The following is a 24,096-nucleotide window of genomic DNA, read 5'->3' as shown; positions in this document are numbered from 1 at the left end:
GGCGTAACGAGGTATAGAAAATTACTTCAAAGGTATATCAGTAGCCGGAAGAGGGTTTATCGCAGGCGCGCTATGGGGCATTGGCCCTCCCGCGTCACGCCGAATTGGCGCCGGTAGGCCTCCGGCGCGATGCCGAGCGCCCGCTGGAACAGCTGCCGCAGGCCTTCCGCCGTCTCCAGCCCCACCCGCGCCGCCACCGCCGCCAACGGCAGGTCGGGGGCGTCGAGCAGCAGGCGGCGGGCCTCGTCCACCCGCGACTGGGTGACGAAGCGACCCGGCGAGGCGCCGGTGGCATCGGTGAAGCGGCGGGCGAAGGTGCGCGGCGTCATGCCGGCGCGCTCGGCCAGCGCTTCCACCGTCAGCGGCCGGTCCAGGTTGTCGGCGATCCAGGCGATGACCGCATCCAGGCGGTCGGAGGCGGTGCGGGTCTGGGCCCGCAGCGGGGCGCTGAACTGGGCCTGGCTGCCCGGCCGTCGCAGGTAGACCACCAGCCGGCGGGCAATGTCGAGCGCCACGGCGTTGCCGGCGTCCTCCTCCACCAGCGCCAGGGCGAGGTCGATGCCGGCGGTGACGCCGGCGGCGGTGTAGATGTGCCCGTCGCCGAGGAACAGGGCGTCGTCCTCCACCTTCAGGCGCGGGAAGCGGCGGCGCAGCTTGTCGCGGAACAGCCAGTGGGTGGTGGCGGGACGGCCGTCGAGCAGCCCGGCAGCGGCCAGCAGGAAGGCGCCGGTGCAGGTGCTGGCCACCCGCCGGATGTGCGGCGACCGGGCCGCCAGCCACGCCACCGCGCCAGCATTGACCGCCGGGTCGGGATCATGCGCGCCGGGGCCGCCGGCGATCATCAGCGTATCCAGGCCCTCCGCCGCCGCATCGGACAGCGGCTCGGTGGCGATGCGCAGGCCGCTGGAGGATGTCACCTCCCCGCCCCGCTCCGACAGCACCCGCACCGGCCAGTCGTAGGCGCCGGGCGCCAGGGCGCAGGCATAGTTGAACACCTCCAGCGGGCCGGTCAGGTCCAGGCTCTGGAACCGCGGCGGCACCAGCACCGCCACCCGCCGGCGCGGCCCGGCGACGGTGGTGGCCGGCTGCGGCCCTGCCTCAGGGGCGGTAAACGGAGCTTCCGGCGGCGGTGGAGTCATGGCGCACTGTCCTGGCTGAGGCTGAGACGTCTGATCCCGGCAGTGTGGCAGGATGCCGTGGCAGTTTCCATGGGATCATTGTCATTCCTGCCAGGGCGCGTTTCCGCCACACTCTGATGAACGACCGTTCAGGCGCGTGCCGGCTTCCGGCGCCGCCCCTTCCGCAGCCTCAGACGGATGCAGACCCATGACCACCGCCTCTCCGCCCGCCCCTGACCGCAGCGCCCTGCGCGGCGTCGTCCTGGTGGTGATCGTCGCCGCCTGTCTGGTGGGGCTGCTGAACTTCGGCGTCCGCGCCGGCTTCGGCCTGTTCCTGGAACCCATGAGCGCCGCCAACGGCTGGGGGCGCGAGGTCTTCGCCACCGCCATCGCCGTGCAGAACCTGCTGTGGGGCGCCGGCCAGCCCTTCGCCGGGGCGCTCGCCGACCGTTACGGCACCGCCCGCGTGCTGGTGGGCGGTGGCATCCTTTACGCCATCGGCACCATGCTGATGGCGGTGTCCACCACCCCCACCGCCATCACCCTGAGCGGCGGCCTGATCGTCGGCATGGGCCTGTCGGGCTCGTCCTTCGCCATCGCCCTGGCGGCCATGGCGCGGGTGGTGCCGGAGGAAAAGCGGTCGTGGGCGCTCGGCCTCGGCACCGCCGCCGGGTCGCTCGGCCAGTTCCTGCTGGTGCCGCTGGGCCAGGGCTTCATCTCCGCCTACGGCTGGCAGACGGCGCTGGTGCTGATGGGCTCCATGGCGCTGCTGATCGCCCTGCTGGCGCCGCTGCTGAAGGGCAAGCCGGCTAAGCCCGCCGCCGGCGGCTTCGACCAGAGCATCGGCGAGGCGGTGCGCGAGGCCTTCCGCCACCGCGGCTATGTGCTGCTGTTCATGGGGTTCTTCGTCTGCGGCTTCCACGTCGCCTTCATCCAGACCCACCTTCCGGCCTACATCGTCGACAAGGGGCTGAGCCCGGCGCTCGGTGCCTGGGCGCTGGGGCTGGTCGGGCTGTTCAACGTGATCGGCGCCTATTCCGCCGGCCTCATCGCCGGGCGTTACAGCAAGAAGTACCTGCTGTCGATCATCTACGGCCTGCGGGCGGTGGTGATCCTGGTGTTCATCCTGACGCCGGTCAGCACCGCCAGCGTGCTGGTGTTCTCCGCCGCCATGGGCCTGCTGTGGCTGTCGACGGTGCCGCCGACCTCCGGCCTGGTGGCGCAGATCTTCGGCCCGCGCTACATGGCGACGCTGTTCGGCATCGTCTTCTTCGGGCACCAGATCGGCGCCTTCATGGGGGTGTGGATGGGCGGCGTGCTGTACGACAGCACCGGCTCCTACGACATCGTGTGGTGGGCCGGCGTCGCCCTCGGCATCACCGCGGCGCTGCTGCACTGGCCCATCGACGACCGCAAGCTGGAACGGCTGCCGGCCGCCGCGGCGGAGTAAGGGACGCGGTAGCGGCGGCGGCGGCAGGTACCGCCGCCGCCGCGCTCCGTCCGGTCAGCGCGCCACCGGCGATCCGTGGTGGTGCTGGCCGAGGTGCAGGGCGGCGCGCAGCCACGCGAAGGCGGCGCGCATCAGCCGCGACAGCTCGGCGGAGCGCAGGGCGCGGGCCTGCTGCAGGTGACGCTGCCGCTCTTCGAAGGACGGCAGGCGGAAGTCGGGGGACATCTGGCTCATGGTGCTCTCTCTCGGCCCCGGGAAGGCCTGTGTGACAAGGGGTGCTGAACCGACCATAGGCCAGGATGCGGTTATCCGGTTCTGACCTATTTTGCGCCGCAGCAATGCGCCCTTCGCATGACTTCCGGCGTTCGCTGTGCTAGACGGACGGCAACCCCACGATCACCGGAAGACCCGCAATGACCGGCAAGGACTCCGCCGACATCTGGCACATCCAGACCATCGTCCCGCGCTTCGCCATCCCCGCCTTCGAGGCGGCGCTGCAGGAGCACATGGCGGCGGTGCTGGAGTTCGAGGTGGAGGACGACGACCGCGACGACGCCCTGTGGCGCCTGGACGGCTATGGCGAGGGCGAGCCTGACCGGGCCGCCGTCGCCGCCTCCATCGCGCTGGCGGCCGCCGTCGCCGGGGTGCCGGAGCCCGAGGTACTGATCGAGCGCGAGGAACAGCGCAACTGGCTGCAGGAGAACCTGCAGGCCTTCCCGCCCATCCGCGCCGGCCGCTTCTTCATCCACGGCAGTCACTATGACGAGGCCCTGCCGCCGGGCAGCGTGCCGCTGCTGGTGGACGCCGCCACCGCCTTCGGATCGGGCGAACACCAGAGCACCTACGGCTGCCTGATGGCGCTGCACGACCTGGGCAAGCGCCGCCGCTTCCGCAACGTGCTGGACATGGGCTGCGGCACCGGCATCCTCGGCATCGCCGCGGCGCGCGCCTTCGCCTGCCCGGTGACGGCAGTGGACATCGACGCCGAGGCGGTGCGGGTGACCGACCTCAACGCCCGCCGCAACCGCGTGGACCAGCAGCTGACCGCCTTCGCCGGCAACGGCTTCGCCCTGGCGGAGGTGCCGCGGCGCGGCCCCTATGACCTGATCTTCGCCAACATCCTCGCCCGCCCGCTGGTGCGCATGGCCAAGGACGTGGCCGCGACCCTGGACCGCGGCGGCAAGGTGATCCTGGCCGGCCTGCTGCGCCGGCAGGAACCGATGGTGCTCAACGCCTACCGCCTGCAGGGGCTGGTGCTGGAACGGCGCTACGCCCTCGACCCGTGGGCGACGCTGGTGCTGTCGCGCGGCTGAGGGCGTGCGGCTGCGGCCGGGAAACGGGGTGCGGGAAACGGGAAGCGGGAGCGGACGGGCGCCTCAGTGCAGGCGCTCGCTGTCCTTCTCGAAGGTGCCGGTGGCGACGGCGTCGATGTCGTCGCGGGTGAGGCCGATGTCGGCCAGCTCGCGGTCGCTCATGCCGGCCAGCGAGTCGCGCACCAGATGACGCTCGTGCCAGGCATGCAGACTGTCGGCAAGACGGTCGAGCAGATGCAGCGGTTTCATGGGGACTCTCCTAGGCTTTCCTGAACGGGGCGTGCGGCGTTTTGCATGGCCGCATCATTCGTAGGGAAAGATACGCTTGCGGCAGTTTTCGACCACCCCGCTCAACCGCCGGTCAGGTCTGCGGGCGCTGCATTGGTCGCCGTGACGATCGTCATGTCGCCGCCCTGCCCAGGCCCCGCCGGACCGCCGGAGATGCCGGTCGCTGGATGCGGAAAGGCCCGTCCGGCTGGGCTCGCCGGACGGGCCTTTCAAGGCGCGAGAGAGGGGAAGTGCGCCTTGTGCACGAACCTGCAGCGCAGGTTACGCCGCCTTCCACCAAGTGGTGGCGCCGCGGGTCAGGCCGTGAACGGCCCCGCCCAGCACGCCGTCGAAGGTCGGCTTCTGCAGGCTGTCGGCGCTGCCGACGGCCATGTCGATGGCATCGCGGGTGAGGCCGATGTCGGCCAGTTCACGCTCGCTCATGGCATAGAGGCGGGAGCGCGCATCCTGGCGTTCGCGCCAGGAACGGATCCGGCCGATGATGCGGCCGACCAGGCCGCCTTCGTCTTCCGAGCCCCCGGTCACCGGCCCGGCGGCGGCAACGGCACTGCGGCCGGCCTCGCTGCGGGCGGACTGGAGGGAAACAACCGTCGCGGCAGCCGGGGCCTTCACGGCGGGGGCAGTCGCGCCCAGCCAGTCGGCTTCGCTGTCGTCATAGGGCCACATGGGACTATCTCGTTTTACAGTTGATTTGCCAGCGCCGGACTTGGTCGACGGCGTGGTGGCGGCAATGTGGGTGATGGCCTGCCGGCGCACCAGCGTATCTGTTGCATCGCAGCATTGCCGGCCGCGCATGGATCATCATCCTGATGCAAAACGTCGATGGCATCTTCCTGCAAGGCGTCGATGACGCGGGCCTCAGACTGGCCCTTGCCGCCGCGCCCGCCGGCCCTTAGCCTGCCACTCAGGTATTCCCCTCCCGCCCCTGCCGTCCGCTGAAGGAGCCCGCATGACCGCCGCGTCCGCCGCCGCTGCCGCCCCTGCCCCCGCCGCCCGCCTGCGCGCCCTGCGCGATGCCCTTGCCGCGCGCGGGGTGGATGGCTTCGTGGTGCCGCGCGCCGACGAGCACCAGGGCGAATACGTGCCCCCCAACGCGGAGCGGCTGGCCTGGCTCACCGGCTTCACCGGCAGCGCCGGGGCGGCGGTGGTGCTGCCGCAGGGGGCAGCGGTGTTCGTCGACGGCCGCTACACCCTGCAGGCGGCGGCGGAGGTGGACACCACCCTCTACACCATCGTCCACACCACCGAGACGTCGGTGGAGCAGTGGCTGGCCGGCAGCCTGCCGGCGGGCACGCGGCTCGGCTACGATCCGTGGCTGCACACCCCGGACGGCGTCGCCCGCCTGCGCCGGGCGGCGGAGAAGGCGGGGGCGGAAGTGGTGGCGCTGGCCGACAACCCGCTCGACGCCGCCTGGACCGACCGGCCGGAGCCGCCGCTGGCGCCGGTGGTGCCCCACCCGGCCGAGTTCGCGGGCCGCGACGCCGCCGACAAGCTGGCCGAAATCGCCGCCGCCGTGCGCCGCGACAAGGCCGACGCGGTGGTGCTGACGACGCCGGACAGCCTCGCCTGGCTGCTCAACATCCGCGGCGGCGACGTGCCCTGCGCCCCCTTCCCGCTCGGCTATGCCATCGTCCACTGCGGCGAGCCGCCGCGGGTGGAGCTGTTCATGGACGGGCGCAAGGTGGCGGCCGAAACCCGCGCCCACCTGGGTGCCGCCGTCACTTTGCGCGAGCCCGCCGACCTGCCCGCCGCCCTCGACCGCCTGGGCGCCGCCGGAGCCACCGTGCGGCTGGATGCCGGCGTCGCCCCCGATGCGGTGCGGGCGCGGCTGGAGGCGGCCGGCGCCGGCCTGCAACGCGCCGTCGACCCCTGCGCCCTGCCCAAGGCGTGCAAGAACGCGGTGGAACTGGACGGCACCCGCGCCGCCCATCGCCGCGACGGCGCCGCCATGGTCCGCTTCCTGGCGTGGTTCGCGCAGGAGGCGCCGAAGGGGCATCTGGACGAACTCGCCGTCTCCGACACCCTGGAGACCTATCGCGCCACCGGCGACCTCTACCGCGGCCTCAGCTTCCCGACCATCGCCGGGGCCGGCCCCAACGGCGCCATCGTCCACTACCGCGTCTCCCCCGCCACCAGCCGGCGGGTGGAGCCGGGGCAGCTGTTCCTGCTCGATTCCGGGGCGCAGTACCTGGACGGCACCACCGACGTCACCCGCACCCTCTCCGTCGGTGCCGCCGCGCCGGAGGAACGCCGCCGCTTCACCCTGGTGCTGAAGGGCCACATCGCCCTCGCCACCGCCGTCTTCCCCGAGGGCACCACCGGCAGCCAGCTGGACGCCCTGGCCCGCCTGCCGCTGTGGCAGGACGGGCTCGACTACGACCACGGCACCGGCCACGGCGTCGGCAGCTATCTGTCGGTCCACGAAGGGCCGCAGCGCATCAGCAAGCTGCCCAACACCATCGCCCTGAAGCCGGGCATGATCCTCTCCAACGAACCGGGCTACTACAAGACCGGCGCCTACGGCATCCGCATCGAGGCCCTGGTGGCGGTGGAGCGGCGCGAGATCGAGGGGGCGGAACGGCCCATGCTCGGCTTCGAGACCCTGACCCTGGTGCCCATCGACCGCCTGCTGATCGAGCCGGCGCTGCTGACGTCGGAAGAGGTGGCCTGGATCGACGCCTATCACCGCCGCGTCCACCACACCCTGGCGCCGCTGTTGGCCGGCGAGCCCGATACCCTGCACTGGCTGGCGGAAGCCTGCCGGCCGCTGGCGCTGATGGGCTGAGGCGAGGCCGCTGCCGCCATGCTCGACGTTGCCGCCACCCAGGCCCTGCGGGCCGCCGACTGCAAGGCCCGCTTCGCCGTCCACGGGCTGTTCTACGACCTGCCGCTGGGCGGCGCGGTGTGGTCCTGCCGCTCGGTACTGGAGCTGATCGCCCACGAGCTGGTGCCGGCCGGCGATCCGTCGCCGGTGCTCGACCGCCGCCCCGATCTGCTGGTGGTGATGATGAACCCCGGCTCGTCGCGCAGCATCGACGGTGGCTTCGTGCCGCCGCAGGTGGCCGACGTGGCGGCCATCGCCGGCGTGCGGCGGCTGGTGCCGACCATCCCCGACACCACCCAGTACCAGATCATGAAGGTGATGGCGGCGCGCGGCTGGCGCCATGCCCGCGTGCTCAACCTGTCCGACCTGCGGGAAACCAAGAGCCCGGCGCTGTTCCGCCACGTCCAGGCGCTGACCGGGCTGCCCGGTGGCGACGGCCATTCCCTGTGGAGCCCCGCCCGCCGCGACGAACTGCTGCGCCACATCGGCCCGGCGGCCGGGTCGCCGCCGGTGATCCTCGGCTGGGGGCGGCACAAGGCGCTGTTCCCGCTGGCGGAGCATTGCCGGGCGGCGCTGGCAGGGCGGCCGCTGGTCGGGGTGCAGGCGCCGGAAGGGCCGCTCGCCTACGCCCACCCGAGCCCCATGATGCAGGCCGGCAAGGACGCCTGGATCGCCGCCATCCTGGCCCAGCTGGCGGCGACGGGGGTGTAGCCGCGGCGCCGTCAGGCGCCCTGGCGTTCCAGTTCGGTCTGGGTGACGACGCGGTTGCGGCCGGCGTGCTTGGCGGCGTAAAGCGCCTCGTCGGCGCGCTGGACGAAGGCGGTCAGCGGTTCGCCCAGGGACAGTTCCGCCACCCCGACCGACAGGGTGACGCGGCCGAGATCCTGGTTGGTGCGCCGGTTGACGATGCGGCGGGCGGCCACCGTCTCGCGGATGCGCTCGGCCACCACCTTGGCGGCGGCCAGCGACGAGCCGGGCAGGATGACGGCGAATTCCTCGCCGCCGTAGCGGGCGGCGGTGTCGTCCTTGCCCGCCGTGTCCACCAGCGACCGCGCAACCAGCTTCAGCACCTGGTCGCCCAGCAGGTGGCCATGGGTGTCGTTGAAGGCCTTGAAGTGGTCGATGTCCACCATCATCAGGCTGAGGAAGCCGCCGCCGCCCTGCGCCTTGGCGGCCGATTCGGTCAGGATGCGCTCGAACACCCGGCGGTTGGCGATGCCGGTCAGGCCGTCGACGCTGGCTTCTTCCTCCAGCGCCGTCATGGTGCGGCGGAGTTCCGACACCTCGTTGCGGCTTTCGCTCAGCTGCTGTTCCAGGGCGCGATTCAGCTCCGCCATGCGGCGGGTTTCGGCCAGCACCGAGGCAAGCGCGTGGCCCACCCGTTCCGGGCTGCGCACCTCTTCCGCGAAGCCGGCCAGGGTGCGGCCGTAGTCGGCGGCGCCCTGCTCGGCAGTGCCGACGGCATAGGACACGCTGGCGATGGTTTCCTCCAGCCGGCGGGAGGCATCGTCCAGGCCGTCGCGGCGGCCGGCGGCGGTGAAGTGGCGCTGGTAGAGCGATTCGCAGATGTCGGCGGAAAACACCGTGTGGTCCACCAGCAGGCGGTCGACCTCGCGCCGCAGGTCGGGCAGGCCGTCCGCCTCGTAGGCGTACCACAGCAGGTAGTTGTTGGGCGTCGGCGCCACGCCCAGCGCCGCCATGCGCGACAGCGCGGCGGCGGCCACGTCGGCGGCCCGCTCCTTGGAATGTGCGAACTGCATGAACCCCACGTCCCGCAATTGCTATGGCGGAAGTATTACGCCCTTTTCGGTCGGCGTCACGCAGGGAATTTTCGCCGCCGCCGGAAAACCCTAGCGCCGCCCGATGGCCCGCCCGACCTGCTCCGGCCATGGGCTGCCGTCGGCCTCCACCAGCGCCTGCAGGCGGGCGCGGGTGGCCTCATCCCACGGGATGGTGCGGCGGCTGGCCATGTCCACCTGCAGCAGCATCACCTCGTTGGTGGCGGCCAGGTAACCTTCGCCGGCGTGGTGCATGGTGTGGAACAGCCGCAGCGACTTGTTGCCCACCGCCAGCGCCCGCGGCTGGATGCGCAGCGGCGCCCCTTCCAGCACCTCCTGGTCATAGGTGACGTGGGCCTCCACCACGAACACGCTGCGCCCTTCCCGCGCCCGCCACGCCGCATCCAGCCCGGCGGCATCCAGGAAGGCATCGGTGGCGTGGTCGAAGGCCAGCACGTAGTAGGCGACGTTCATGTGGCCGTTGTAGTCGGTCCAGGCGGCGGGCACGGTCTCGTGATGGGGCGGCACGGGGGGCATGGGCGTCACCTCGCTGTCATTTTGTGCGGCCAAGGGCAGCGGAAAGCCGCCGCATCGGTTATACTGTCCTGACGGTACACGAAAACGGCGCCACCGCGCGGGAGGATGTCATGCCCCAGGACAAAGGCGATCTCGCCCTGGAAGAGGCCGAGCGGCACTGGGTTGATGGCGACCGCCAGCGCGCCGCCGAAGCCGCCCGCCGGGCCCGCCTGCACTACCACGACGCCGGCGATGCCGACGGCGAGGCCTCGGCGCTGATCCTGCTCGGCGACATGGAACTGGACGCCGACCACATGGCCGCCGCCCGCGACGCCTATGTGGAGGCCCGCAAGTTGCTGGCGCCATCGGGCGAACAGGGCCATCAGGCGGCGGTGCTCATGCGCCTCGGCCTGCTCTACCGCATGGAGGAAACCCCGCGCGAGGCGGTGGAATGCTTCCAGGCCGCCATCGAGCTGTACAGCGCCGCCGGCGACCTGTCGGGGCAGGCCCTCGCCAACATGCAGATCGGCCACGTCGCCCGCGGCCTGGAAAAGCGCGACGACGATGCCGTCATGCACTACACCCACGCCCGCGCCCTCTACGGCCAGGCCGGCGACACCCTGGGCGAGGCCCATGCCATGAAGGCGCTGGGCAACCTCTACCAGCTGCTCGGCAAGCCCGACCGGGCGCATGAGATGCTCGACGGCGCCATCGAACGCTTCGCCGAGAACGGCGACCCGCTGGACGAGGCGGAAGCCACCGGCGGCCTCGGCCTGCTGCTGCGGTCGCTGGGCGACGAGGATGCCGCCTACGATGCCTTCCGCCGCGCCTGCAAGCTCTACGCCGGCGCCGGCCACCTGGAGGGCGAGGCGGAGATGCTGATGGAGGTGGGCGAGATCGAAGCCGGCCGCAACCCGAAGCACGCCCGCAAGTCGTTCCAGCACGCGGCTGAACTGTTCCGCCGCGCCGGCCAGCACGACCTGCACGAAGCGGCGGTGCGGGCGGTTGAGACCCTCGACCGGGCGGAGACGGCGGCGCCATGACCGCCTCCCTCTCCTCCCGCGCTGCGCCCTGGATCGGCGCCGCCGTACTGGCGGTGGCGCTGGCCGGCGGCCTCGCCCTGTGGAGCGACTGGGGCCTGCTGGTGTTCCTCAACGGCGGCGGCCTCGGCTGTTTCTGACCGCGACGGCGGAACACCGGCGGCGGCTGCCGCATTGACGCTGCATGAAGCACGGCGTCGGCGACATCCGCATCGGCGTGTCCGGCTGGCGCTATGCCGGTTGGCGCGGCGTGTTCTACCCCAAGGGCCTGCCCCAGCGGCAGGAGCTGGAATTCGCCTCGCGCGCCTTCCGCACCCTGGAGATCAACGGCACCCACTACAGCCTGCAGCGGCCGGAGTATTTCGCCGCCTGGGCGGAAACGGTGCCCGATGACTTCGTCTTCACCGTCAAGGCCTCGCGCTACCTCACCCACATGCTGCGCCTGAAGGGGGTGGAGGACGCCGCCGCCAACTTCTGGGCCCAGGGCGTGCTGCGCCTCGGGCCCAAGCTGGGGCCGGTGCTGTGGCAGTTCCCGCCCAGCTTCCCCTGGCGGCCGGAGCGCCTGGAGCCCTTCCTCGCCAGCCTGCCGCGCGACACCGAAGAGGCCGCCGCCCTCGCCGCCCGCCACGACCACCGCCTGGACGGCCGCGCCTGGACCACCACCGACACCCGCCGGCCGCTGCATCACGTGATGGAAGTGCGGCACGACAGCTTCCGCGACCCCGGCTTCATCGACCAGCTGCGCCGCCACGGCGTCGGCGTGGTGGTGTCGGATTCGGTGGACTGGCCATGCATGATGGACGTCACCGCCGACGTGGTCTACCTGCGCCTGCACGGGTCGGAGGAACTCTATGCCAGCGGTTACGACGACGACGCCCTGGACCGCTGGGCCGACCGGGTGGTGGCCTGGGCCGGCGGCGGCGAGCCGGCCGACGCGGTGCGGGCGAGCGACCGGCCGCCGCCCAAGGCCGCCCGCCGCGACGTCTTCGTGTTCTTCGACAACGACCGCAAGGTGCGGGCGCCGGTGGATGCCCAGGGGCTGGTGGCGCGGGTGCGGCAGCGGCTGGGCGGCGGCTGATCGGGATGGTTGAACTTTGGGTGCAGGCGCCGAGCTGAAGGAGAGTAGGAAAACCTTCGCTTTCCTCTGACGGCGTAAGTGGAGAGACTGCCGCAAGCAAACATCTCAGGAGATGCACGATGACCAGCCAGCACGTCGTTCCGCAGGAGATCATCGCCCATCTGCGCCTGCGCTTCAGCGAACAGGGAATTGATGCCAAGCCCGTGTTCGTCATCGGCCCCGACCGCGAGGACGGTCAGATCGAATTCTTCACCGGCGACGGCAAGGTCTGGCCGGTGGTGATGCGGGTGGGGTCCAACGGTCTGGTGCCGCTGGCCGACCGCGCCGCCGAAGCCGACGACGGCACCGCCGCCGCCTCGGTCGCCGATGCGGTGGATGGCATCGTCGGCCTGCTGCGCACCAGCGCCCCCAAGCCCCTGCGCGACCCCGCCCTGGCGGCGGGCGCCTGACACCCGGCGAGGCAGCGGTGGGCGACAGCATCCTGTTCTGGCGCCGCACCGACTGCCCCGGCCTGGAGCGCCTCGCCCTCTCGGTGGGCGACGACGGCGTGACGGCGGCGGGGACGGTCATCGGGCTTGACGACGGCGGCTTTCGCCTCACCCACCGCTGGCGGCTGACGCCGGACTGGCGGGCGACCGCCCTGGAGGTGGAGCGGCACGGACCGTCGGGCACCTGCCGCCTTTCCCTGCACCGGGGCCCGGAGGGCTGGAGCGTCGACGGCGTGCGTCGTCCCGACCTCGACGGCTGCGACGAGCCCGACCTGTCGGTCACGCCCTTCTGCAACACCCTGCCGATCCGCCGCCTGCCGGTCGACCCCGGCGCCGACCTGACGCTCGATACCTGTTATGTGGATGCGGCGACCATGACGGTGGCGCGGTCACGCCAGCGCTACATCCGCCTCGCCGGCGGCCGGGTGCGCTATGTCGATCTGGGGCTGTCGGCCGGGTTCGAGGCGGAGCTGGAGGTGGACGACCGCGGCCTGGTGGTCCGCTACCAGCACCTGTTCGAGCGCCTGGAGCCGTCCGGCCGCGAGCCTCAGGCCGGCGGCGGCGGCAGCACCACGGTATAGTCCTCGCGGTCGGCGGTGGTTTCGGCGTGGATCATCAGCGCCGCCATGGTTTCCATGGAGGTGTCGATCACCCAGCGCACCTGCCGTTCGCCCACCGCGTTGCCGGCGGACACCACCTCGGGCAGGATCTGCTGCTGCAGGAAGCCGGCGAGGCCCGCCAGGGCGCGGGCGGCAAGGCGCAGGCGCGAGGCCTCCACCACATAGCGGTCGCCGTTCACCGCCAGCCCGTCCGCCGCCAGCCGCAGCTGGTCCATCATCACCGCCACGGCCGGATCGCCGTGGGCGGTGGTGCGGGCCATGAAGCGGAGGTGGCGGATATAGAACTCGTAGCCCGACGCCATGGCCGGTGCTCCGCCGCCGTCAGCCGCGCGGGGCCGGCGGCAGGTCCATGTCGAGGATGGTCATGTGCAGGTCGAAGGAGACCTCGCCGTCTTCCTCGTCGCGGTGCAGCACGCCGATGAACTCCTCGCCGCAGAACACTTCCACCGGCTGGCCGGCCTTCTTCGGCGCGGCGACGGTGATGGCGGTGTTGCCGAAGGTGCGGCGCAGATATTCCTGCACGCGGGCGATTTCGGTCTTGGTCATCGGTGCCTCCTCCACGGTCGGCCTGTCATGTCGGTGTGCAGGCCGTCATATAAAGTGGAAAGCCCTGTCAGGCACCCCCGACAGGGCTTTCTCGCAACTGCTGAACCTTCCCTTACGGCGACGGGGCGAAAAGGTCAAGCCGCCGCGGGCCGGTCTTACTCGAACTCGATGATGATCTGGTCGACCGCCAGCGAGGCGCCCGGCTGGGCGTGGATCTTCTTGACCGTGCCGTCCTGTTCGGCCTTCAGCACGTTTTCCATCTTCATGGCTTCGACCACCGCCAGGGTCTCGCCCGACTTCACTTCCTGGCCCTCGGACACCGCCACCGAGACCAGCAGGCCCGGCATCGGCGACAGCAGGAAGCGCGACAGGTCCGGCGGCTCCTTCTTCGGCATCAGCTTGGCCAGCTCGGCGCCCTTCGGCGTGTAGACCACGGCGATGGCCTGGGCGCCGTTGTGGAACAGGCGCAGACCGGTGCCGAGCGCGTCCACCTGCACGGTCACGGCGCGGCCCTTGACGGTGCCCTGGAACAGCGGGTCGCCGAAGGTCCAGGTGGTGACCACCGGGCAGGCGGCGCCGTCGATGTGGACGTCGTAATGTTCGCCGTCGGCGGCCGGCTTCACCTGCACCGGGTGGAAGTCGTCGTTCAGGCGCACCACCCAGTCGGCGCGGATCTGCATTTCATGGCCCGGCAGCTGGCCGGTGACCATGGCGGACCGGTCCGCCTGCAGACGGTTGATGACCGCCGCCACCGCCACCAGCACGGTGGGATCGTCGGCCGGCAGGTCGGCGGCGGAGAAGCCGTTCGGGTATTCCTCGGCGATGAAGTTGGTGGTCAGCCGCCCGTCCACGAAGCGCTGCTTGCTCATCAGCGAGGCGAGGAAGGGAATGTTGTGGCTGACGCCGCGGATGTAGAACTCGTCCAGCGCCCGGCGCATGTGGCCGATGGCTTCGTCGCGCGTGGCACCATAGGTGCACAGCTTGGCGATCATCGGGTCGTAGAACATGCTGATCTCGCCGCCGTCATAGACGCCGGTGTCGACGCGCACGGTATCGCTCTCGGCCGGCGGCAGGTAGCGCACGAGGCGACCGGTCGACGGCAGGAAGTTGCGGTACGGGTCTTCGGCGTAGATGCGGCTTTCCAGCGCCCAGCCGGTGAGCTTGATGTCCGACTGCTGGACGGTCAGCTTCTCGCCATAGGCGATGCGGATCATCCATTCCACCAGGTCGAGGCCGGTCACCAGTTCGGTCACCGGATGCTCCACCTGCAGGCGGGTGTTCATCTCAAGGAAGTAGAAGTTGCGGTTGGCGTCGACGATGAACTCGACGGTGCCGGCGGAGCGGTAGTTCACCGCCTTGGACAGCGCCACCGCCTGCTCGCCCATGGCCTTGCGGGTGGCTTCGTCGAGGAAGGGCGACGGCGCCTCTTCGATCACCTTCTGGTGGCGGCGCTGGATGGAGCACTCGCGCTCGCCGACATAGAGGCAGTTCTCGCCGTCGGACAGCACCTGGATCTCGATATGGCGCGGCTGTTCGATGAACTTCTCGATGAAGACGCGGTCGTCACCGAAGGAGGAGCGCGCCTCGTTGGTGGCGGACTCGAAGCCTTCCTTGGCCTCGGCGGAGTTGCGGGCAAGGCGCATGCCCTTGCCGCCGCCGCCGGCCGACGCCTTGATCATGACCGGGAAGCCGATTTCCTCGGCGATCTTCACGGCTTCCGCCGAGTCCTTGATGACGCCCATGTAGCCGGGAACGGTGGACACACCGGCTTCCTTGGCGAGCTTCTTGGACTCGATCTTGTCGCCCATGGCGTAGATGGCGTGGGCGTCGGGGCCGATGAAGGTGATGCCCTTCTCCGCCAGCGCCTTCTGGAAGGCCTGGTTCTCCGACAGGAAGCCGTAGCCCGGATGGACCGCCTCGGCGCCGGTATCGACGCAGGCCTGCACGATCTTGTCGATCAGCAGGTACGACTGGGCGGACGGCGGCGGCCCGATGTGAACGGCCTCGTCGGCCATCTGCACATGCAGGGCGTCACGGTCGGCATCGGAGTACACGGCGACCGTCTTGATGCCCATCTTGCGGGCCGTCTTCATGACGCGGCAGGCGATCTCGCCGCGGTTGGCGATCAGGATCTTCTTGAACATGATAATGCCTATCCCCTCATCAGCTCGCGGCGGGAGGTCGTGCTGTTTTGAACCACCAAGACACCAAGACACCAAGGAACCCGTTGCATCCCGACCTGGATCGCCTTGCCCGGGCGGTGGTGGATGCGGCCTATCGGGTGCATTCCACGCTTGGTCCCGGGCTTCTCGAATCGGTCTACGAAGCCTGCCTGTGCCACGAGTTGACCAAACGCCGCATCCCGTTTGCGCGGCAGGTGGCCTACCCGGTGCTCTACGACGGCATCAGGATCGAAGGCGGGATGCGGCTCGACCTGCTGGTCGATGACCGTCTCATCGTCGAACTGAAGACCGCGGAGCGGCACAATCCAGTTTTCGATGCCCAACTTCTCACCTACCTCAAGCTGACCGGCTGCCGCCTCGGCCTCCTGATCAACTTCAACGTGCCTCAAATCAAGCAAGGCATCCGTCGCCTGGTTCTCTAGGAGCGCCAGGCGACGCCCTCTTGGTGTCTTGGTGTCTTGGTGGTTCTCACCCACCCGCCAGTCCGTCAGACGCTCGCGATTACAGCGGAATGTTGCCGTGCTTGCGCCACGGGTTTTCCAGCTGCTTGTCGCGCAGCATGGCGAGCGAGCGGCAGATGCGCTTGCGGGTGTTGTGCGGCATGATGACGTCGTCGATGTAGCCGCGCGAGCCCGCGACGAACGGGTTGGCGAACTTCTGGCGGTATTCTTCCGTCCGCTCGGCGATCTTCTTCTCGTCGCCGATGTCGCCGCGGAAGATGATCTCCACCGCGCCCTTCGGACCCATGACGGCGATTTCCGCCGTCGGCCAGGCATAGTTCACGTCGCCGCGCAGGTGCTTGGAGCTCATGACGTCATAGGCGCCGCCATAGGCCTTGCGGGTGATGACGGTCACCTTCGGCACGGTCGCCTCGGCATAGGCATAGAGCAGCTTGGCGCCGTGCTTGATGATGCCGCCGTATTCCTGGATGGTGCCCGGCATGAAGCCCGGCACGTCGACGAAGGTCACCAGCGGGATGTTGAAGGCATCGCAGAAGCGCACGAAACGGGCCGCCTTGCGCGAGCTGTCGATGTCCAGGCAGCCGGCCAGCACCATCGGCTGGTTCGCCACGATGCCGACCGTGCGGCCTTCGAAGCGGCCGAAGCCGGTGAGGATGTTCTTGGCGAAGTCGGGCTGGATCTCGAAGAAGTCGCCTTCGTCGACGACCTTCGTGATCAGCTCCTTCATGTCGTAGGGCTTGTTCGGGTTGTCCGGGATCAGCGTGTCGAGCGAATAGTCCGGGCGGTCCGACGGGTCGCTGGTCGGGCGGACCGGCGGGTCTTCGCGGTTGGACGACGGCACGAAGTCCATGAACCGGCGCAGCTGCAGCAGCGCCTGCACGTCATCCTCGAACGCCAGGTCGGCGACGCCGGACTTGCTGGTGTGGGTGACGGCACCGCCCAGTTCCTCGGCGGTCACCACTTCGTGGGTCACCGTCTTCACCACGTCGGGGCCGGTGACGAACATGTAGGAGCTGTCCTTCACCATGAAGATGAAGTCCGTCATCGCCGGGGAGTACACGGCGCCGCCGGCGCAGGGGCCCATGATCATGGAGATCTGCGGCACCACGCCCGAGGCCATGACGTTGCGCTGGAACACCTCGGCATAGCCGCCGAGGGAGGCGACGCCTTCCTGGATGCGGGCGCCGCCCGAATCGTTCAGGCCGATCACCGGCGCCCCGACCTTCATGGCCTGGTCCATGATCTTGCAGATCTTCTCGGCGTGGGCTTCCGACAGCGAGCCGCCGAACACCGTGAAGTCCTGGCTGAACACGAACACCAGCCGGCCGTTGATGGTGCCGTAGCCGGTCACCACGCCGTCGCCGGGGGTCTTGTTGTCCTGCATGCCGAAGTCGGCGCAGCGGTGTTCGACGAACATGTCCCACTCTTCGAAGGACCCCTCGTCGAGCAGCAGCTCGAGACGTTCGCGCGCGGTCAGCTTGCCCTTCCCGTGCTGGGCGTCAATGCGCTTCTGGCCGCCTCCCAGGCGGGCCTGCGCGCGTTTTTCCTCGAGCAGACGAATGATCTCTTGCATTGGCTCCCTCAACTTGGCGGAGGTCCCACCCGATTTGGCGGGAAAACGGGATAGCACCTTCATGCGTTCCGCGCCATAGAAAAGGCGCCTCAAAGCCGCAGTTTGCCTACGATTTTCGCAAGATGTTTGCTCGTTTGTCGGACTTACGAACCGACCAGAGACAGAAACTCGGCGGCATCGGCAACATCCTTTCGCAGGCGGGCCAGACGGGCCGCCGCCTCGGCATCCTCGCCCCACTGTTCGATCTGGAACGCTTCGTCCAGATAGGCGGCGGCGAAGGCACCCTCGGCATCCAGCCGCCCCTCCAGCAGCGCCAGCGCCAGCACCAGCGAGCCGAGCGCCGCCGCCGCCGCCTGCAGGGCGGTCAGGCGCCAGTCGTCCAGCTGCTCCACCGCCAGCCGCAGGGCCTTCAGCGCCGCCGCCGACTGCGTCACCGGCATCAGGCCGGCGGTGATGCACAGGTCGGCGTCGTAGCGGGTGCGGGCCCAGTCCAGCAGCGGCTGCCAGGCGGACAGCTGGCGGTCGCGCAGGGCCGGCTGGTCGTCGCCGGCGCGGTAGCACAGCAGTTCCGTCTCGGCGAAGCGCAGCAGCTCGTCGATCATCTGCGGCCGCAGGGCGCCGACGCGGTCGATGGCGGTATTGGCCAGCTGGGTGAGCGGCATGTCGGCCAGCCGCAGGGTCTCGCCCTGGCTGTTCCACTCGGCGGCGATGGCGGCGGCCAGGGCCTCGGTCGGCACCGCCAGCTCGGCCTTGGACGGCGTGCGCACCGGCCGGCCGTCCAGCCGCACGGCATGGCCGGCGCCGGGGCCGGCGGCGGCGGGCGCCACCGTCGCGGTCTTGTAGAAGCGCTTCATGGGACGGGTTTCGAACGAACTCATCGACTCGGGTTCCTTCGCCTCAGGCAGGGCCGCCGCTCAGGCGGGGCGGCCACGGCACCAACAATGACAACAACAACGGGCGGGCGGCGTGCCGCTACTGGCCGAACAGGCCGCGCAGGGCGCTGCCCAGGTCTTCAACCGGGTTGCCGGTGGGACCGGCGGAGAGCGGCGCGGCGGCGGCCGGCGGCGCCAGGGCGCGGGCGCAGGGGCGAGCCTCCGCCCCCGCCGCCTGATCGAGCAGCCGCTCCGCCATCAGCGACAGGCCGCCGGTGGCGACGGCGCCGCCCACCGAAGCGGCGGTGCGCGCCGCCCCGGCCGGATCGACCGCCAGCGCCGGGTCGAGCAGCGGCCCGCGCAGCCGCAGCAGGTTCGACAGGCTGGCGGGAGCGAGGCCGAGGCCGTCGCGCACGGTGGTGCGGAAGCCGACGTCCACCACCTCCGCCCCCAGGTCCAGGGTGCCGGAGCCGCTGACCAGCATCTGCGCCGTTTCCAGCGCCAGCCCATGGTCGGCGGCGGCGATGCCGTCGCGGATGGTGACGGCGACGACGCCGCAGTGAAGCGTCGTCAGCGGCTCCCGCGCCGCCAGCGGGTTGAGGCCGTCCCCCAGCCGCAGCACCACGTCGCGCGATCCGCTGCGCAGGGCCTGATTGTCGATGCGGCCGCCGCCGATGCGCAGTTGCAGGCGGCCGTCGGCGCCGGCCAGGATGCTGCGCAGGCTGCCGCCGCCACCGGCGATGCGCAGCGAGCCCTCCAGCGGCCCGTCCTCGACCACGCCGGGATGCCCCAGCTGCGCCAGCAGGCGGCCGAGCTGCATGGCGCGCGCCTCCGCCTCCACCTCCACCACCGCCGCGTCGCCGCGGGCGGCATCGACGGTGGCGGTGACGGTCAGGGTGCCGCGGCCGATGCCGACGGTGAGCGGCTTGAGGCTCAGGCGGCCGCCGGCCAGGGTCACGGCGGCGGTGACGCCGGTCAGTTCCGGCCCCTCGGGCAGGCGCAGCGCCTGCACCGCCAGTTCCAGGTCGGCATCGGCAAGGCCCAGCAGCAGCAGCGGCAGCGGCGCGTCGGAGACCAGACGGCGGCCGCGCACGGCGGCCGAGGGCGTCGGCTGCGGCGGCTTCGGCAGCAGCGCCGCCAGGTCCAGGCGCGGCGACGACAGGCGGCCGGTGACGGCCGGCTGCGGCCGGTCCAGCAGCACGGTCAGCGAGCCGGCGACGGCGGTGTCGCCGATGCTGGCGGCCAGGTTGTCCACCCGCCAGCCGCCGGGCAGTTCGCTCACCTGCCCGTCGAAGCGCAGCGGCGGCAGATCGTCGGGCGGCAGCGGCAGCACCAGGGCGGCCAGTTTCTCGGGGTCGCGGGCGTTGAGGCGCACCGCCAGATCAAAGCCTTCCGCCTCCAGTGGCCGCGCGATGCTGCCGCTGACCGCCAGCGACGCCTCCGCCACCACTGCCGACAGATCAATGGCGTAGGGCGCGCCGCCGGGATTGAGCAGCGCCGCCAGCGGCCCCACCGTCCCCTCGACGCGGAAGGCGGCCTTGTCCAGGGTGCCGGAGCCGGCCACCGCCAGCGGCGCCCCCCAGCCCGCCGCCGTGGCTTCCAGGGCGGCCACCGTCACCTCGTGGCCGCGGCTGGTGGCGTGGTCGGCGAGCACGATGCGGGCGTCTTCCAGCCGCACCTGCCGCAGGTCCGGCAGGGCGCTGCGGCCGTGCTGCGCCGCCTGCTCCGCCCCCGCCAGGGCCGGCCCCTCGGCGGCGGGCGGCTGCAGGCGCCAGTTGCCGCCGTGCGCGTCGTCGCGCTCCAGCAGCAGGTCGGCGCCGACGATGACCAGCCGCTGCACCCGGATCTCGCCCCGCAGCAGCGGCAGCAGGTCCACCTGCGCCTCCAGCCGGCGGGCGGTGAGCATCTCCGGCCGGGTGCCCCAGTCGGCATTGGCGAGGCTGATGTCCTCCAGCACCACCGCCGGCGTCATCGACAGGCTGAGGTCGACGGTGCCGGCGATGCGCAGCTCGCGCCCGGTGGCGGCCTTGACCTGATCGGCGATAAGGCCGCGGTACTGCGCCACGTCCACCGTCATCACCATGGCGACGGCGGCGACGCCCAGCGCCACCGTGGTCACCATCAGCCCCTTGAGGATGCTCCGCACCCGCATGACCGTCACTCCGCCGTCGGCTGCCACAGCCCATGGGCCGCCTGCAGCAGCAGGTCGTAGCCGTCGATGACCGTGTGAGCGCCGGCCTGGTGCAGCTCCGCCACCGGGTGATAGCCCCAGCTGACGCCCACCGCGTGGCAGCCGGCGGCGCGCGCCATGGCCATGTCGTAGCTGGTGTCGCCGACCATCACCGTATCGGACGGCGCCGCGCCCACCTCGGCCATGGCCCGCAGCAGCATGCCGGGGTGCGGCTTGCCGGGGTTGTCGTCGGCCGTCTGGATGGTCAGGAACCGCCCCTCCAGCCCGTGGCGGGCGAGCATGCTGGCGACGCCGCGGCGGCTCTTGCCGGTGGCGATGCCGAGGAGGACGCCGGCCTCGTCGAAGGCCCGCAGCGCCTCCAGGGCGCCGGGATAAAGGTTCTCCACATGGTCGGGCGCCGCCCGCAGCGCCTGGAAGGCGCGCTTGTAGCTTTCCGCCACCGCCCGGTGCAGGTCCGGCTCGTGCTCCGGGAACAGGGTGGCGACGGCCTCCACCAGTTCCAGCCCCACCACCCGGCGGCAGCGGGCCGGCGGCGGACAGGGGATGCCGTGGGCGCCGGCGGCCATTTCCATGGCGGCGACGATGTTGTGGATGCTGTCGACAAGGGTGCCGTCCACGTCGAGGACGAGGAGGCGTAGCGGCGTTGAGGCGGTCATGGCTCTGTGGCGGTGATGGCGATGCCGGTGCGTCCGCACCTGCGGCGGATCATAGCGGAGGCGGCCGCCGATCGCCCGGCTTTTTCCCGCCCGCCGCTGTTTTCCTCCTCCGCCGCCGCCGGCGGCCGGCGAGCCTGTCGCCCCCGGCCGCCGCCCGGCTTCAGTTGATGGCCGACAGGGCGCCGCCCTGGCGCAGACGGTCGCGATAGGCCGACAGGAAGCTCTGGAAGTTCTCCGCCTGCTTGATGCGGTCCGACACGGTGCGATAGTCGATCACCCCTTCCGCCGGCGAGGCGGTGATGAGGTCGAAGGCATCGCGATAGGTGGTGTTCTGCATGGCGCCGAGATAGCGCGACCGCAGGGTGGCCACCGCCGCATCGTCATTGGCCAGGGTCAGCGCCGTCGCCCAGTCAAGCACGCGGCGGGCCTGGGTGGTGTCGAGGCTGGCGTTGCGGGCCGGCGCCGGCACCAGTTCCGACAGGGCCTTGGCGGCCCCCTTCCAGTCCTGCTTGCGCCAGTAGATTTCCGCCCGCAGCAGCTTGGCGTTCTCGCTCTCGTCGCCGGTGAGCAGTTCGATGGCTTCGTCGGTGCGGTCCAGTTCCGCCAGGGCGCGGGCCATCAGCTGGTTGCGCTGGCGGTCGAGGGCTTCCGGCATGTCGGGCGCGCGGGTCATCAGCAGCGCCTTCAGGGCCGATTCCGGGTCGTGGTTGAGCAGGTGCACGAGGCCGAGGCGGCCGCCGATGCGGGCCCGCTCCACCCCCTGCAGGCGGAACTTCACCTGCCGGTCGAGCAGCAGCGCCGCCTGGTCGAGCAGGTCCATGCTCACCAGCCGGTCGGCCAGCCGGCGGATCATCTCGTCGCCCTTGGCGCCGGTCGGGGTCAGTTCGCGGAAGTCGTCGAACAGCGCGATGGCGGTGATCGGCGACATGGTATCGGCCGCCCCCTCCAGGTAGAGGTGGTCGAAGATCTTGCGCATGGCTTCCGCCGCCCGGTCGGACGTCGGCAGCTGCGGGAAGTAGCTGGCGGCGATCTTGTAGGTGCGCAGCGCCTCCGGCCACTTCTGTTCCTCGACGTAGAGACCGCCGAGGCGCATCAGCAGGGTGAACTCGAACGGGCCGCCGCGCCAGGCAAAGCGCAGGTCTTCCAGGCCCTTGATGAGTTCCGGCCGCTCCAGGCGCTCCATCTTGGCGAGCAGTTCCAGGCGGTCGCGGGCCGCCTTGGCGCGGTAGAGGCGGCTCTGGCCGGCTTCCACCTCTTCCCACTTCTCGATGGCGGCTTCATAGGCGCCGGTGGCTTCGTCCAGGCGGCCTTCCAGGTAGCGGATGGCGGCCTGTTCGCCGGGCGTGTTGTAGTCGCTGCGGGCCGCTTCCAGGAAGTTGTGGGCGGCCAGGTCGTCGGCCGCATCCACCGCCGCTTCGCCCGCCTGCAGGGCGAGCGGGATCTTCACCCGGTCGGGGTAGCTGCCGATGACGCGCCCGGTCTGGCGCAGGGTGCTCGACTGCAGCGCCGGGTCGCCCAGCGCCGCCTGCGAGGCGGCCCGCCAGAAGTCGGCCTCGTCGACGCCGGCGAGGCTCGGGTGGCTTAGGTCTTCCACCGCCTCGCCATAGCGGCCCATGAGGTAGTTGGCGCCGCCGCGCAGGGCGCGGAAGGGGGCGGTGTTGACCATCTCCGGCGCCTCGTCCTCCAGCGTGCGCAGCACGCCGATGGCTTCCGCCGCGAACCCGTGGGCAAAGTAGAAGCGGGCCAGTTCCAGCCGGGCGCGCTGCTTGCGCTCGCCGTTGGAATCGGCGACGGCCAGTTGCAGGTCCTGGCGGTTCTTGATGTAGTCCTCGGGCGGGCCGCGCATCCAGCCGCGGATGTCATAGACCTGGCTGAGCACCGATTCGTCGCCTACCCGGTTCATCGCCTCCAGCCGCGCCGTGTCGCCCGACAGGCGCAGGCCGCCGCCCAGCGCCACGATGTCGACGCCGTTGCGGGTGGAGGTGGCGGACACCTTCTCGGTCTTCGGTATCGCCACCACGCCCTGGGCGGTGGCCGGCAGCTCGACATCGGGATAGCTGCGCGACGGGAACACGCCGTGGCCGAGCGGGATCACCGGCACCACGAAGAACTGGTCGCCGATTTCGGGGTCGAGCACGGTGATGCTGCGGCCGCCTTCGGTCACCGGCAGATAGAGGCGCGGTCCGACCGGGCTCTGCAGCTGCGGCTGGACCTCGATGGCGGTCGCCGGCTTCAGCGGCTGGCGCATCAGGTCGACGATCCACAGCAGGCCCTCGCGGCGGACGCTCGGGTTATACCCCGGCTCCACCACCATGCGGACGATGGTGGAGGCGCGGCTGGGCAGCTGGTCGATGTGGCTGACGATGCCGGCGCCCAGGCGGCGCAGCAGGTTGATGTCCACCTGCTGGTGGCGGTCGAACACCACCCACAGATAGCCGCCGCGACGGAACACCGCCGCCGCCGTCGGCTCGTTCCACGAGAAGCTGAGGCTGGCGACGCGCGCCTTCTGGCCCGGCGGCAGCGGCTCCACCGCCTCGCCGTCGGCGGGATCGCGCAGTTCGGCGGCGGCGGGGGCGAGATCGGCCGCCTCCGCCGCCTTCTGGTCGGCAGCGCCCTGGGCCTGCTGCAACGCCTGCGCCAGCGAGGTGCCGGGCGAGGTGCCGGCGACCGGCGGCGTCACCGCCGGCGCGCCCTGGTCGGGCTTGGTCGGGGGCGGCGTCGGCACGCCGGCGGCGGCCACGGCATCGGCGGGCGCCTGCTGCTGCTCTTCCGGCGTGCGGGCCGGCGGCTGCTGGCCGGCGGCCGGCAGCAGGTCGAGCACCACCTTGGAGCCGCTGGTGAAATGGCGGACGCGGCCGCCCGGCGGCACCGGCACGGACACCGCCATGCCCTTCTTGCGCGTTTCGGTGCCGACGTCGCGCAGGGCCTGCGGCATGGCGGCGCGGAAGGCCGGCAGGTCGATGGTGGCGGCGCGGTCGAATTCCACCACCGCCTTGTCGCCGTTGCTCAGCACGCGGTAGCCGACGGGGCGGTTCCAGTCGAACACCACGCGGAAGAAGCCGGGATGCTCGCCGGTGCGCACCGGCAGGCGGTTGCCGTTG

Annotated in this window: 24 protein-coding genes; 10 read left to right on the top strand and 14 right to left on the bottom strand. The window is 71.0% G+C overall.

The window, feature by feature from the left end; all coding sequences use genetic code 11:
* Positions 1 to 56 precede the first annotated feature (56 nt).
* Positions 57 to 1,139 carry a GlxA family transcriptional regulator gene (locus ABD056_RS07980; protein ID WP_343866027.1) on the bottom strand — a complete coding sequence of 361 codons (1,083 nt, stop codon included), beginning with the start codon at positions 1,137 to 1,139 and terminating at the stop codon, positions 57 to 59.
* Positions 1,140 to 1,326: 187 nt separating this feature from the next.
* Between ABD056_RS07980 and ABD056_RS07975 the strand changes: the two genes are divergently transcribed.
* Positions 1,327 to 2,568 (top strand): MFS transporter, encoded by a 1,242-nt coding sequence (locus ABD056_RS07975; protein ID WP_343866026.1) that lies wholly within the window; start codon positions 1,327 to 1,329, stop codon positions 2,566 to 2,568.
* A gap of 54 nt (positions 2,569 to 2,622) precedes the next feature.
* On the opposite strand, the gene ABD056_RS07970 is transcribed toward ABD056_RS07975, so the two are convergent.
* Positions 2,623 to 2,802 carry an RSP_7527 family protein gene (locus ABD056_RS07970; RefSeq protein ID WP_343866025.1) on the bottom strand — a complete coding sequence of 60 codons (180 nt, stop codon included), beginning with the start codon at positions 2,800 to 2,802 and terminating at the stop codon, positions 2,623 to 2,625.
* Between the two features lie 179 nt (positions 2,803 to 2,981).
* On the opposite strand from ABD056_RS07970, the gene ABD056_RS07965 reads away from it, so the two are divergent.
* Positions 2,982 to 3,881: a 50S ribosomal protein L11 methyltransferase gene (locus ABD056_RS07965; RefSeq protein ID WP_343866024.1), complete on the top strand. Its 900-nt coding sequence runs from the start codon at positions 2,982 to 2,984 to the stop codon at positions 3,879 to 3,881.
* 63 nt (positions 3,882 to 3,944) lie between these two features.
* Here ABD056_RS07965 and ABD056_RS07960 read toward each other — a convergent pair whose 3' ends face one another.
* Both ABD056_RS07960 and ABD056_RS07955 read right to left on the bottom strand, forming a co-directional pair.
* Positions 3,945 to 4,130 (bottom strand): DUF1127 domain-containing protein, encoded by a 186-nt coding sequence (locus tag ABD056_RS07960; protein WP_343866023.1) that lies wholly within the window; start codon positions 4,128 to 4,130, stop codon positions 3,945 to 3,947.
* 300 nt (positions 4,131 to 4,430) lie between these two features.
* Entirely contained in the window at positions 4,431 to 4,925 is a 495-nt protein-coding gene (locus tag ABD056_RS07955) for a DUF1127 domain-containing protein (protein ID WP_343866022.1), read from the bottom strand.
* 193 nt (positions 4,926 to 5,118) lie between these two features.
* Here ABD056_RS07955 and ABD056_RS07950 point away from each other — a divergent pair, with 193 nt between their 5' ends.
* Both ABD056_RS07950 and ABD056_RS07945 read left to right on the top strand, forming a co-directional pair.
* Positions 5,119 to 6,954 (top strand): aminopeptidase P family protein, encoded by a 1,836-nt coding sequence (locus ABD056_RS07950; RefSeq protein ID WP_343866020.1) that lies wholly within the window; start codon positions 5,119 to 5,121, stop codon positions 6,952 to 6,954.
* An 18-nt stretch (positions 6,955 to 6,972) separates the two neighbouring features.
* Positions 6,973 to 7,704 (top strand): hypothetical protein, encoded by a 732-nt coding sequence (locus ABD056_RS07945; RefSeq protein WP_343866019.1) that lies wholly within the window; start codon positions 6,973 to 6,975, stop codon positions 7,702 to 7,704.
* An 11-nt stretch (positions 7,705 to 7,715) separates the two neighbouring features.
* Here ABD056_RS07945 and ABD056_RS07940 read toward each other — a convergent pair whose 3' ends face one another.
* Both ABD056_RS07940 and ABD056_RS07935 read right to left on the bottom strand, forming a co-directional pair.
* Complete coding sequence (locus tag ABD056_RS07940) at positions 7,716 to 8,753, bottom strand: GGDEF domain-containing protein (protein WP_343866018.1); 1,038 nt, start codon at positions 8,751 to 8,753, stop codon at positions 7,716 to 7,718.
* A 90-nt stretch (positions 8,754 to 8,843) separates the two neighbouring features.
* Complete coding sequence (locus tag ABD056_RS07935) at positions 8,844 to 9,308, bottom strand: thioesterase family protein (RefSeq protein ID WP_343866017.1); 465 nt, start codon at positions 9,306 to 9,308, stop codon at positions 8,844 to 8,846.
* 110 nt (positions 9,309 to 9,418) lie between these two features.
* Between ABD056_RS07935 and ABD056_RS07930 the strand changes: the two genes are divergently transcribed.
* The 5 genes from ABD056_RS07930 to ABD056_RS07910 all read left to right on the top strand — a co-directional run bounded on the left by ABD056_RS07930 (position 9,419) and on the right by ABD056_RS07910 (position 12,474).
* The gene (locus tag ABD056_RS07930; protein WP_343866016.1) at positions 9,419 to 10,330 is read left to right on the top strand and encodes a tetratricopeptide repeat protein; all 912 of its coding nucleotides are present in this window, start codon (positions 9,419 to 9,421) and stop codon (positions 10,328 to 10,330) included.
* Entirely contained in the window at positions 10,327 to 10,467 is a 141-nt protein-coding gene (locus ABD056_RS07925; protein WP_343866015.1) for a hypothetical protein, read from the top strand. Before ABD056_RS07930 ends, ABD056_RS07925 begins: the two co-directional genes overlap by 4 nt.
* Positions 10,468 to 10,511: 44 nt before the next feature.
* Positions 10,512 to 11,405 (top strand): DUF72 domain-containing protein, encoded by an 894-nt coding sequence (locus tag ABD056_RS07920; RefSeq protein ID WP_343866014.1) that lies wholly within the window; start codon positions 10,512 to 10,514, stop codon positions 11,403 to 11,405.
* A 119-nt stretch (positions 11,406 to 11,524) separates the two neighbouring features.
* On the top strand, positions 11,525 to 11,854 hold the full coding sequence (locus tag ABD056_RS07915; protein ID WP_343866013.1) for a hypothetical protein: 330 nt from the start codon (positions 11,525 to 11,527) through the stop codon (positions 11,852 to 11,854).
* Positions 11,855 to 11,871: 17 nt separating this feature from the next.
* Positions 11,872 to 12,474 carry a putative glycolipid-binding domain-containing protein gene (locus ABD056_RS07910; protein WP_343866012.1) on the top strand — a complete coding sequence of 201 codons (603 nt, stop codon included), beginning with the start codon at positions 11,872 to 11,874 and terminating at the stop codon, positions 12,472 to 12,474.
* Here the strand turns inward: ABD056_RS07910 and ABD056_RS07905 are convergent.
* The 3 genes from ABD056_RS07905 to ABD056_RS07895 form a co-directional block, all read right to left on the bottom strand.
* Positions 12,441 to 12,815: a hypothetical protein gene (locus ABD056_RS07905; RefSeq protein WP_343866011.1), complete on the bottom strand. Its 375-nt coding sequence runs from the start codon at positions 12,813 to 12,815 to the stop codon at positions 12,441 to 12,443. The two genes, ABD056_RS07910 and ABD056_RS07905, sit on opposite strands and share 34 nt — an antisense overlap.
* A 19-nt stretch (positions 12,816 to 12,834) precedes the next feature.
* Positions 12,835 to 13,059 (bottom strand): DUF3126 family protein, encoded by a 225-nt coding sequence (locus ABD056_RS07900; RefSeq protein ID WP_343866010.1) that lies wholly within the window; start codon positions 13,057 to 13,059, stop codon positions 12,835 to 12,837.
* 155 nt (positions 13,060 to 13,214) lie between these two features.
* Positions 13,215 to 15,203, bottom strand: coding sequence for an acetyl-CoA carboxylase biotin carboxylase subunit (locus tag ABD056_RS07895; RefSeq protein WP_343866009.1), 1,989 nt, complete (start codon positions 15,201 to 15,203; stop codon positions 13,215 to 13,217).
* An 83-nt stretch (positions 15,204 to 15,286) separates the two neighbouring features.
* Between ABD056_RS07895 and ABD056_RS07890 the strand changes: the two genes are divergently transcribed.
* A complete protein-coding gene (locus tag ABD056_RS07890; protein WP_343866008.1) occupies positions 15,287 to 15,664 on the top strand; it encodes a GxxExxY protein in 378 nt (125 codons plus the stop codon).
* A gap of 79 nt (positions 15,665 to 15,743) precedes the next feature.
* Here the strand turns inward: ABD056_RS07890 and ABD056_RS07885 are convergent, their stop codons facing one another.
* The 5 genes from ABD056_RS07885 to ABD056_RS07865 form a co-directional block, all read right to left on the bottom strand.
* Complete coding sequence (locus ABD056_RS07885; RefSeq protein WP_343866007.1) at positions 15,744 to 17,276, bottom strand: acyl-CoA carboxylase subunit beta; 1,533 nt, start codon at positions 17,274 to 17,276, stop codon at positions 15,744 to 15,746.
* A gap of 143 nt (positions 17,277 to 17,419) precedes the next feature.
* Positions 17,420 to 18,154: an ATP12 family protein gene (locus tag ABD056_RS07880; RefSeq protein WP_343866006.1), complete on the bottom strand. Its 735-nt coding sequence runs from the start codon at positions 18,152 to 18,154 to the stop codon at positions 17,420 to 17,422.
* Between the two features lie 94 nt (positions 18,155 to 18,248).
* Complete coding sequence (locus ABD056_RS07875) at positions 18,249 to 20,300, bottom strand: AsmA family protein (protein ID WP_343866005.1); 2,052 nt, start codon at positions 20,298 to 20,300, stop codon at positions 18,249 to 18,251.
* Positions 20,301 to 20,305: 5 nt separating this feature from the next.
* Positions 20,306 to 20,995, bottom strand: coding sequence for an HAD-IIIA family hydrolase (locus ABD056_RS07870; protein ID WP_343866004.1), 690 nt, complete (start codon positions 20,993 to 20,995; stop codon positions 20,306 to 20,308).
* 160 nt (positions 20,996 to 21,155) lie between these two features.
* On the bottom strand, positions 21,156 to 24,096 hold a 2,941-nt coding region (locus ABD056_RS07865; RefSeq protein WP_343866003.1), incomplete at its 5' end, for a tetratricopeptide repeat protein.

It is taken from the genome of Caenispirillum bisanense, assembly GCF_039523075.1.
Classification (GTDB): Bacteria; Pseudomonadota; Alphaproteobacteria; order Rhodospirillales; family Rhodospirillaceae; genus Caenispirillum; species Caenispirillum bisanense.
This window is presented reverse-complemented; position numbering and strand designations above follow the sequence as displayed.

Bases quoted from the DNA above. Each gene is read 5' to 3' on its own strand.
- ABD056_RS07885 (WP_343866007.1), bottom strand. From the start codon at position 17,276: ATGCAAGAGATCATTCGTCTGCTCGAGGAAAAACGCGCGCAGGCCCGC.
- ABD056_RS07980 (WP_343866027.1), bottom strand. From the start codon at position 1,139: ATGACTCCACCGCCGCCGGAAGCTCCGTTTACCGCCCCTGAGGCAGGG.
- ABD056_RS07920 (WP_343866014.1), top strand. From the start codon at position 10,512: ATGAAGCACGGCGTCGGCGACATCCGCATCGGCGTGTCCGGCTGGCGC.
- ABD056_RS07900 (WP_343866010.1), bottom strand. From the start codon at position 13,059: ATGACCAAGACCGAAATCGCCCGCGTGCAGGAATATCTGCGCCGCACC.
- ABD056_RS07940 (WP_343866018.1), bottom strand. From the start codon at position 8,753: ATGCAGTTCGCACATTCCAAGGAGCGGGCCGCCGACGTGGCCGCCGCC.
- ABD056_RS07875 (WP_343866005.1), bottom strand. From the start codon at position 20,300: ATGCGGGTGCGGAGCATCCTCAAGGGGCTGATGGTGACCACGGTGGCG.
- ABD056_RS07895 (WP_343866009.1), bottom strand. From the start codon at position 15,203: ATGTTCAAGAAGATCCTGATCGCCAACCGCGGCGAGATCGCCTGCCGC.
- ABD056_RS07905 (WP_343866011.1), bottom strand. From the start codon at position 12,815: ATGGCGTCGGGCTACGAGTTCTATATCCGCCACCTCCGCTTCATGGCC.
- ABD056_RS07915 (WP_343866013.1), top strand. From the start codon at position 11,525: ATGACCAGCCAGCACGTCGTTCCGCAGGAGATCATCGCCCATCTGCGC.
- ABD056_RS07870 (WP_343866004.1), bottom strand. From the start codon at position 20,995: ATGACCGCCTCAACGCCGCTACGCCTCCTCGTCCTCGACGTGGACGGC.
- ABD056_RS07965 (WP_343866024.1), top strand. From the start codon at position 2,982: ATGACCGGCAAGGACTCCGCCGACATCTGGCACATCCAGACCATCGTC.
- ABD056_RS07925 (WP_343866015.1), top strand. From the start codon at position 10,327: ATGACCGCCTCCCTCTCCTCCCGCGCTGCGCCCTGGATCGGCGCCGCC.
- ABD056_RS07935 (WP_343866017.1), bottom strand. From the start codon at position 9,308: ATGCCCCCCGTGCCGCCCCATCACGAGACCGTGCCCGCCGCCTGGACC.
- ABD056_RS07930 (WP_343866016.1), top strand. From the start codon at position 9,419: ATGCCCCAGGACAAAGGCGATCTCGCCCTGGAAGAGGCCGAGCGGCAC.
- ABD056_RS07975 (WP_343866026.1), top strand. From the start codon at position 1,327: ATGACCACCGCCTCTCCGCCCGCCCCTGACCGCAGCGCCCTGCGCGGC.
- ABD056_RS07960 (WP_343866023.1), bottom strand. From the start codon at position 4,130: ATGAAACCGCTGCATCTGCTCGACCGTCTTGCCGACAGTCTGCATGCC.
- ABD056_RS07880 (WP_343866006.1), bottom strand. From the start codon at position 18,154: ATGAGTTCGTTCGAAACCCGTCCCATGAAGCGCTTCTACAAGACCGCG.
- ABD056_RS07970 (WP_343866025.1), bottom strand. From the start codon at position 2,802: ATGAGCCAGATGTCCCCCGACTTCCGCCTGCCGTCCTTCGAAGAGCGG.
- ABD056_RS07945 (WP_343866019.1), top strand. From the start codon at position 6,973: ATGCTCGACGTTGCCGCCACCCAGGCCCTGCGGGCCGCCGACTGCAAG.
- ABD056_RS07950 (WP_343866020.1), top strand. From the start codon at position 5,119: ATGACCGCCGCGTCCGCCGCCGCTGCCGCCCCTGCCCCCGCCGCCCGC.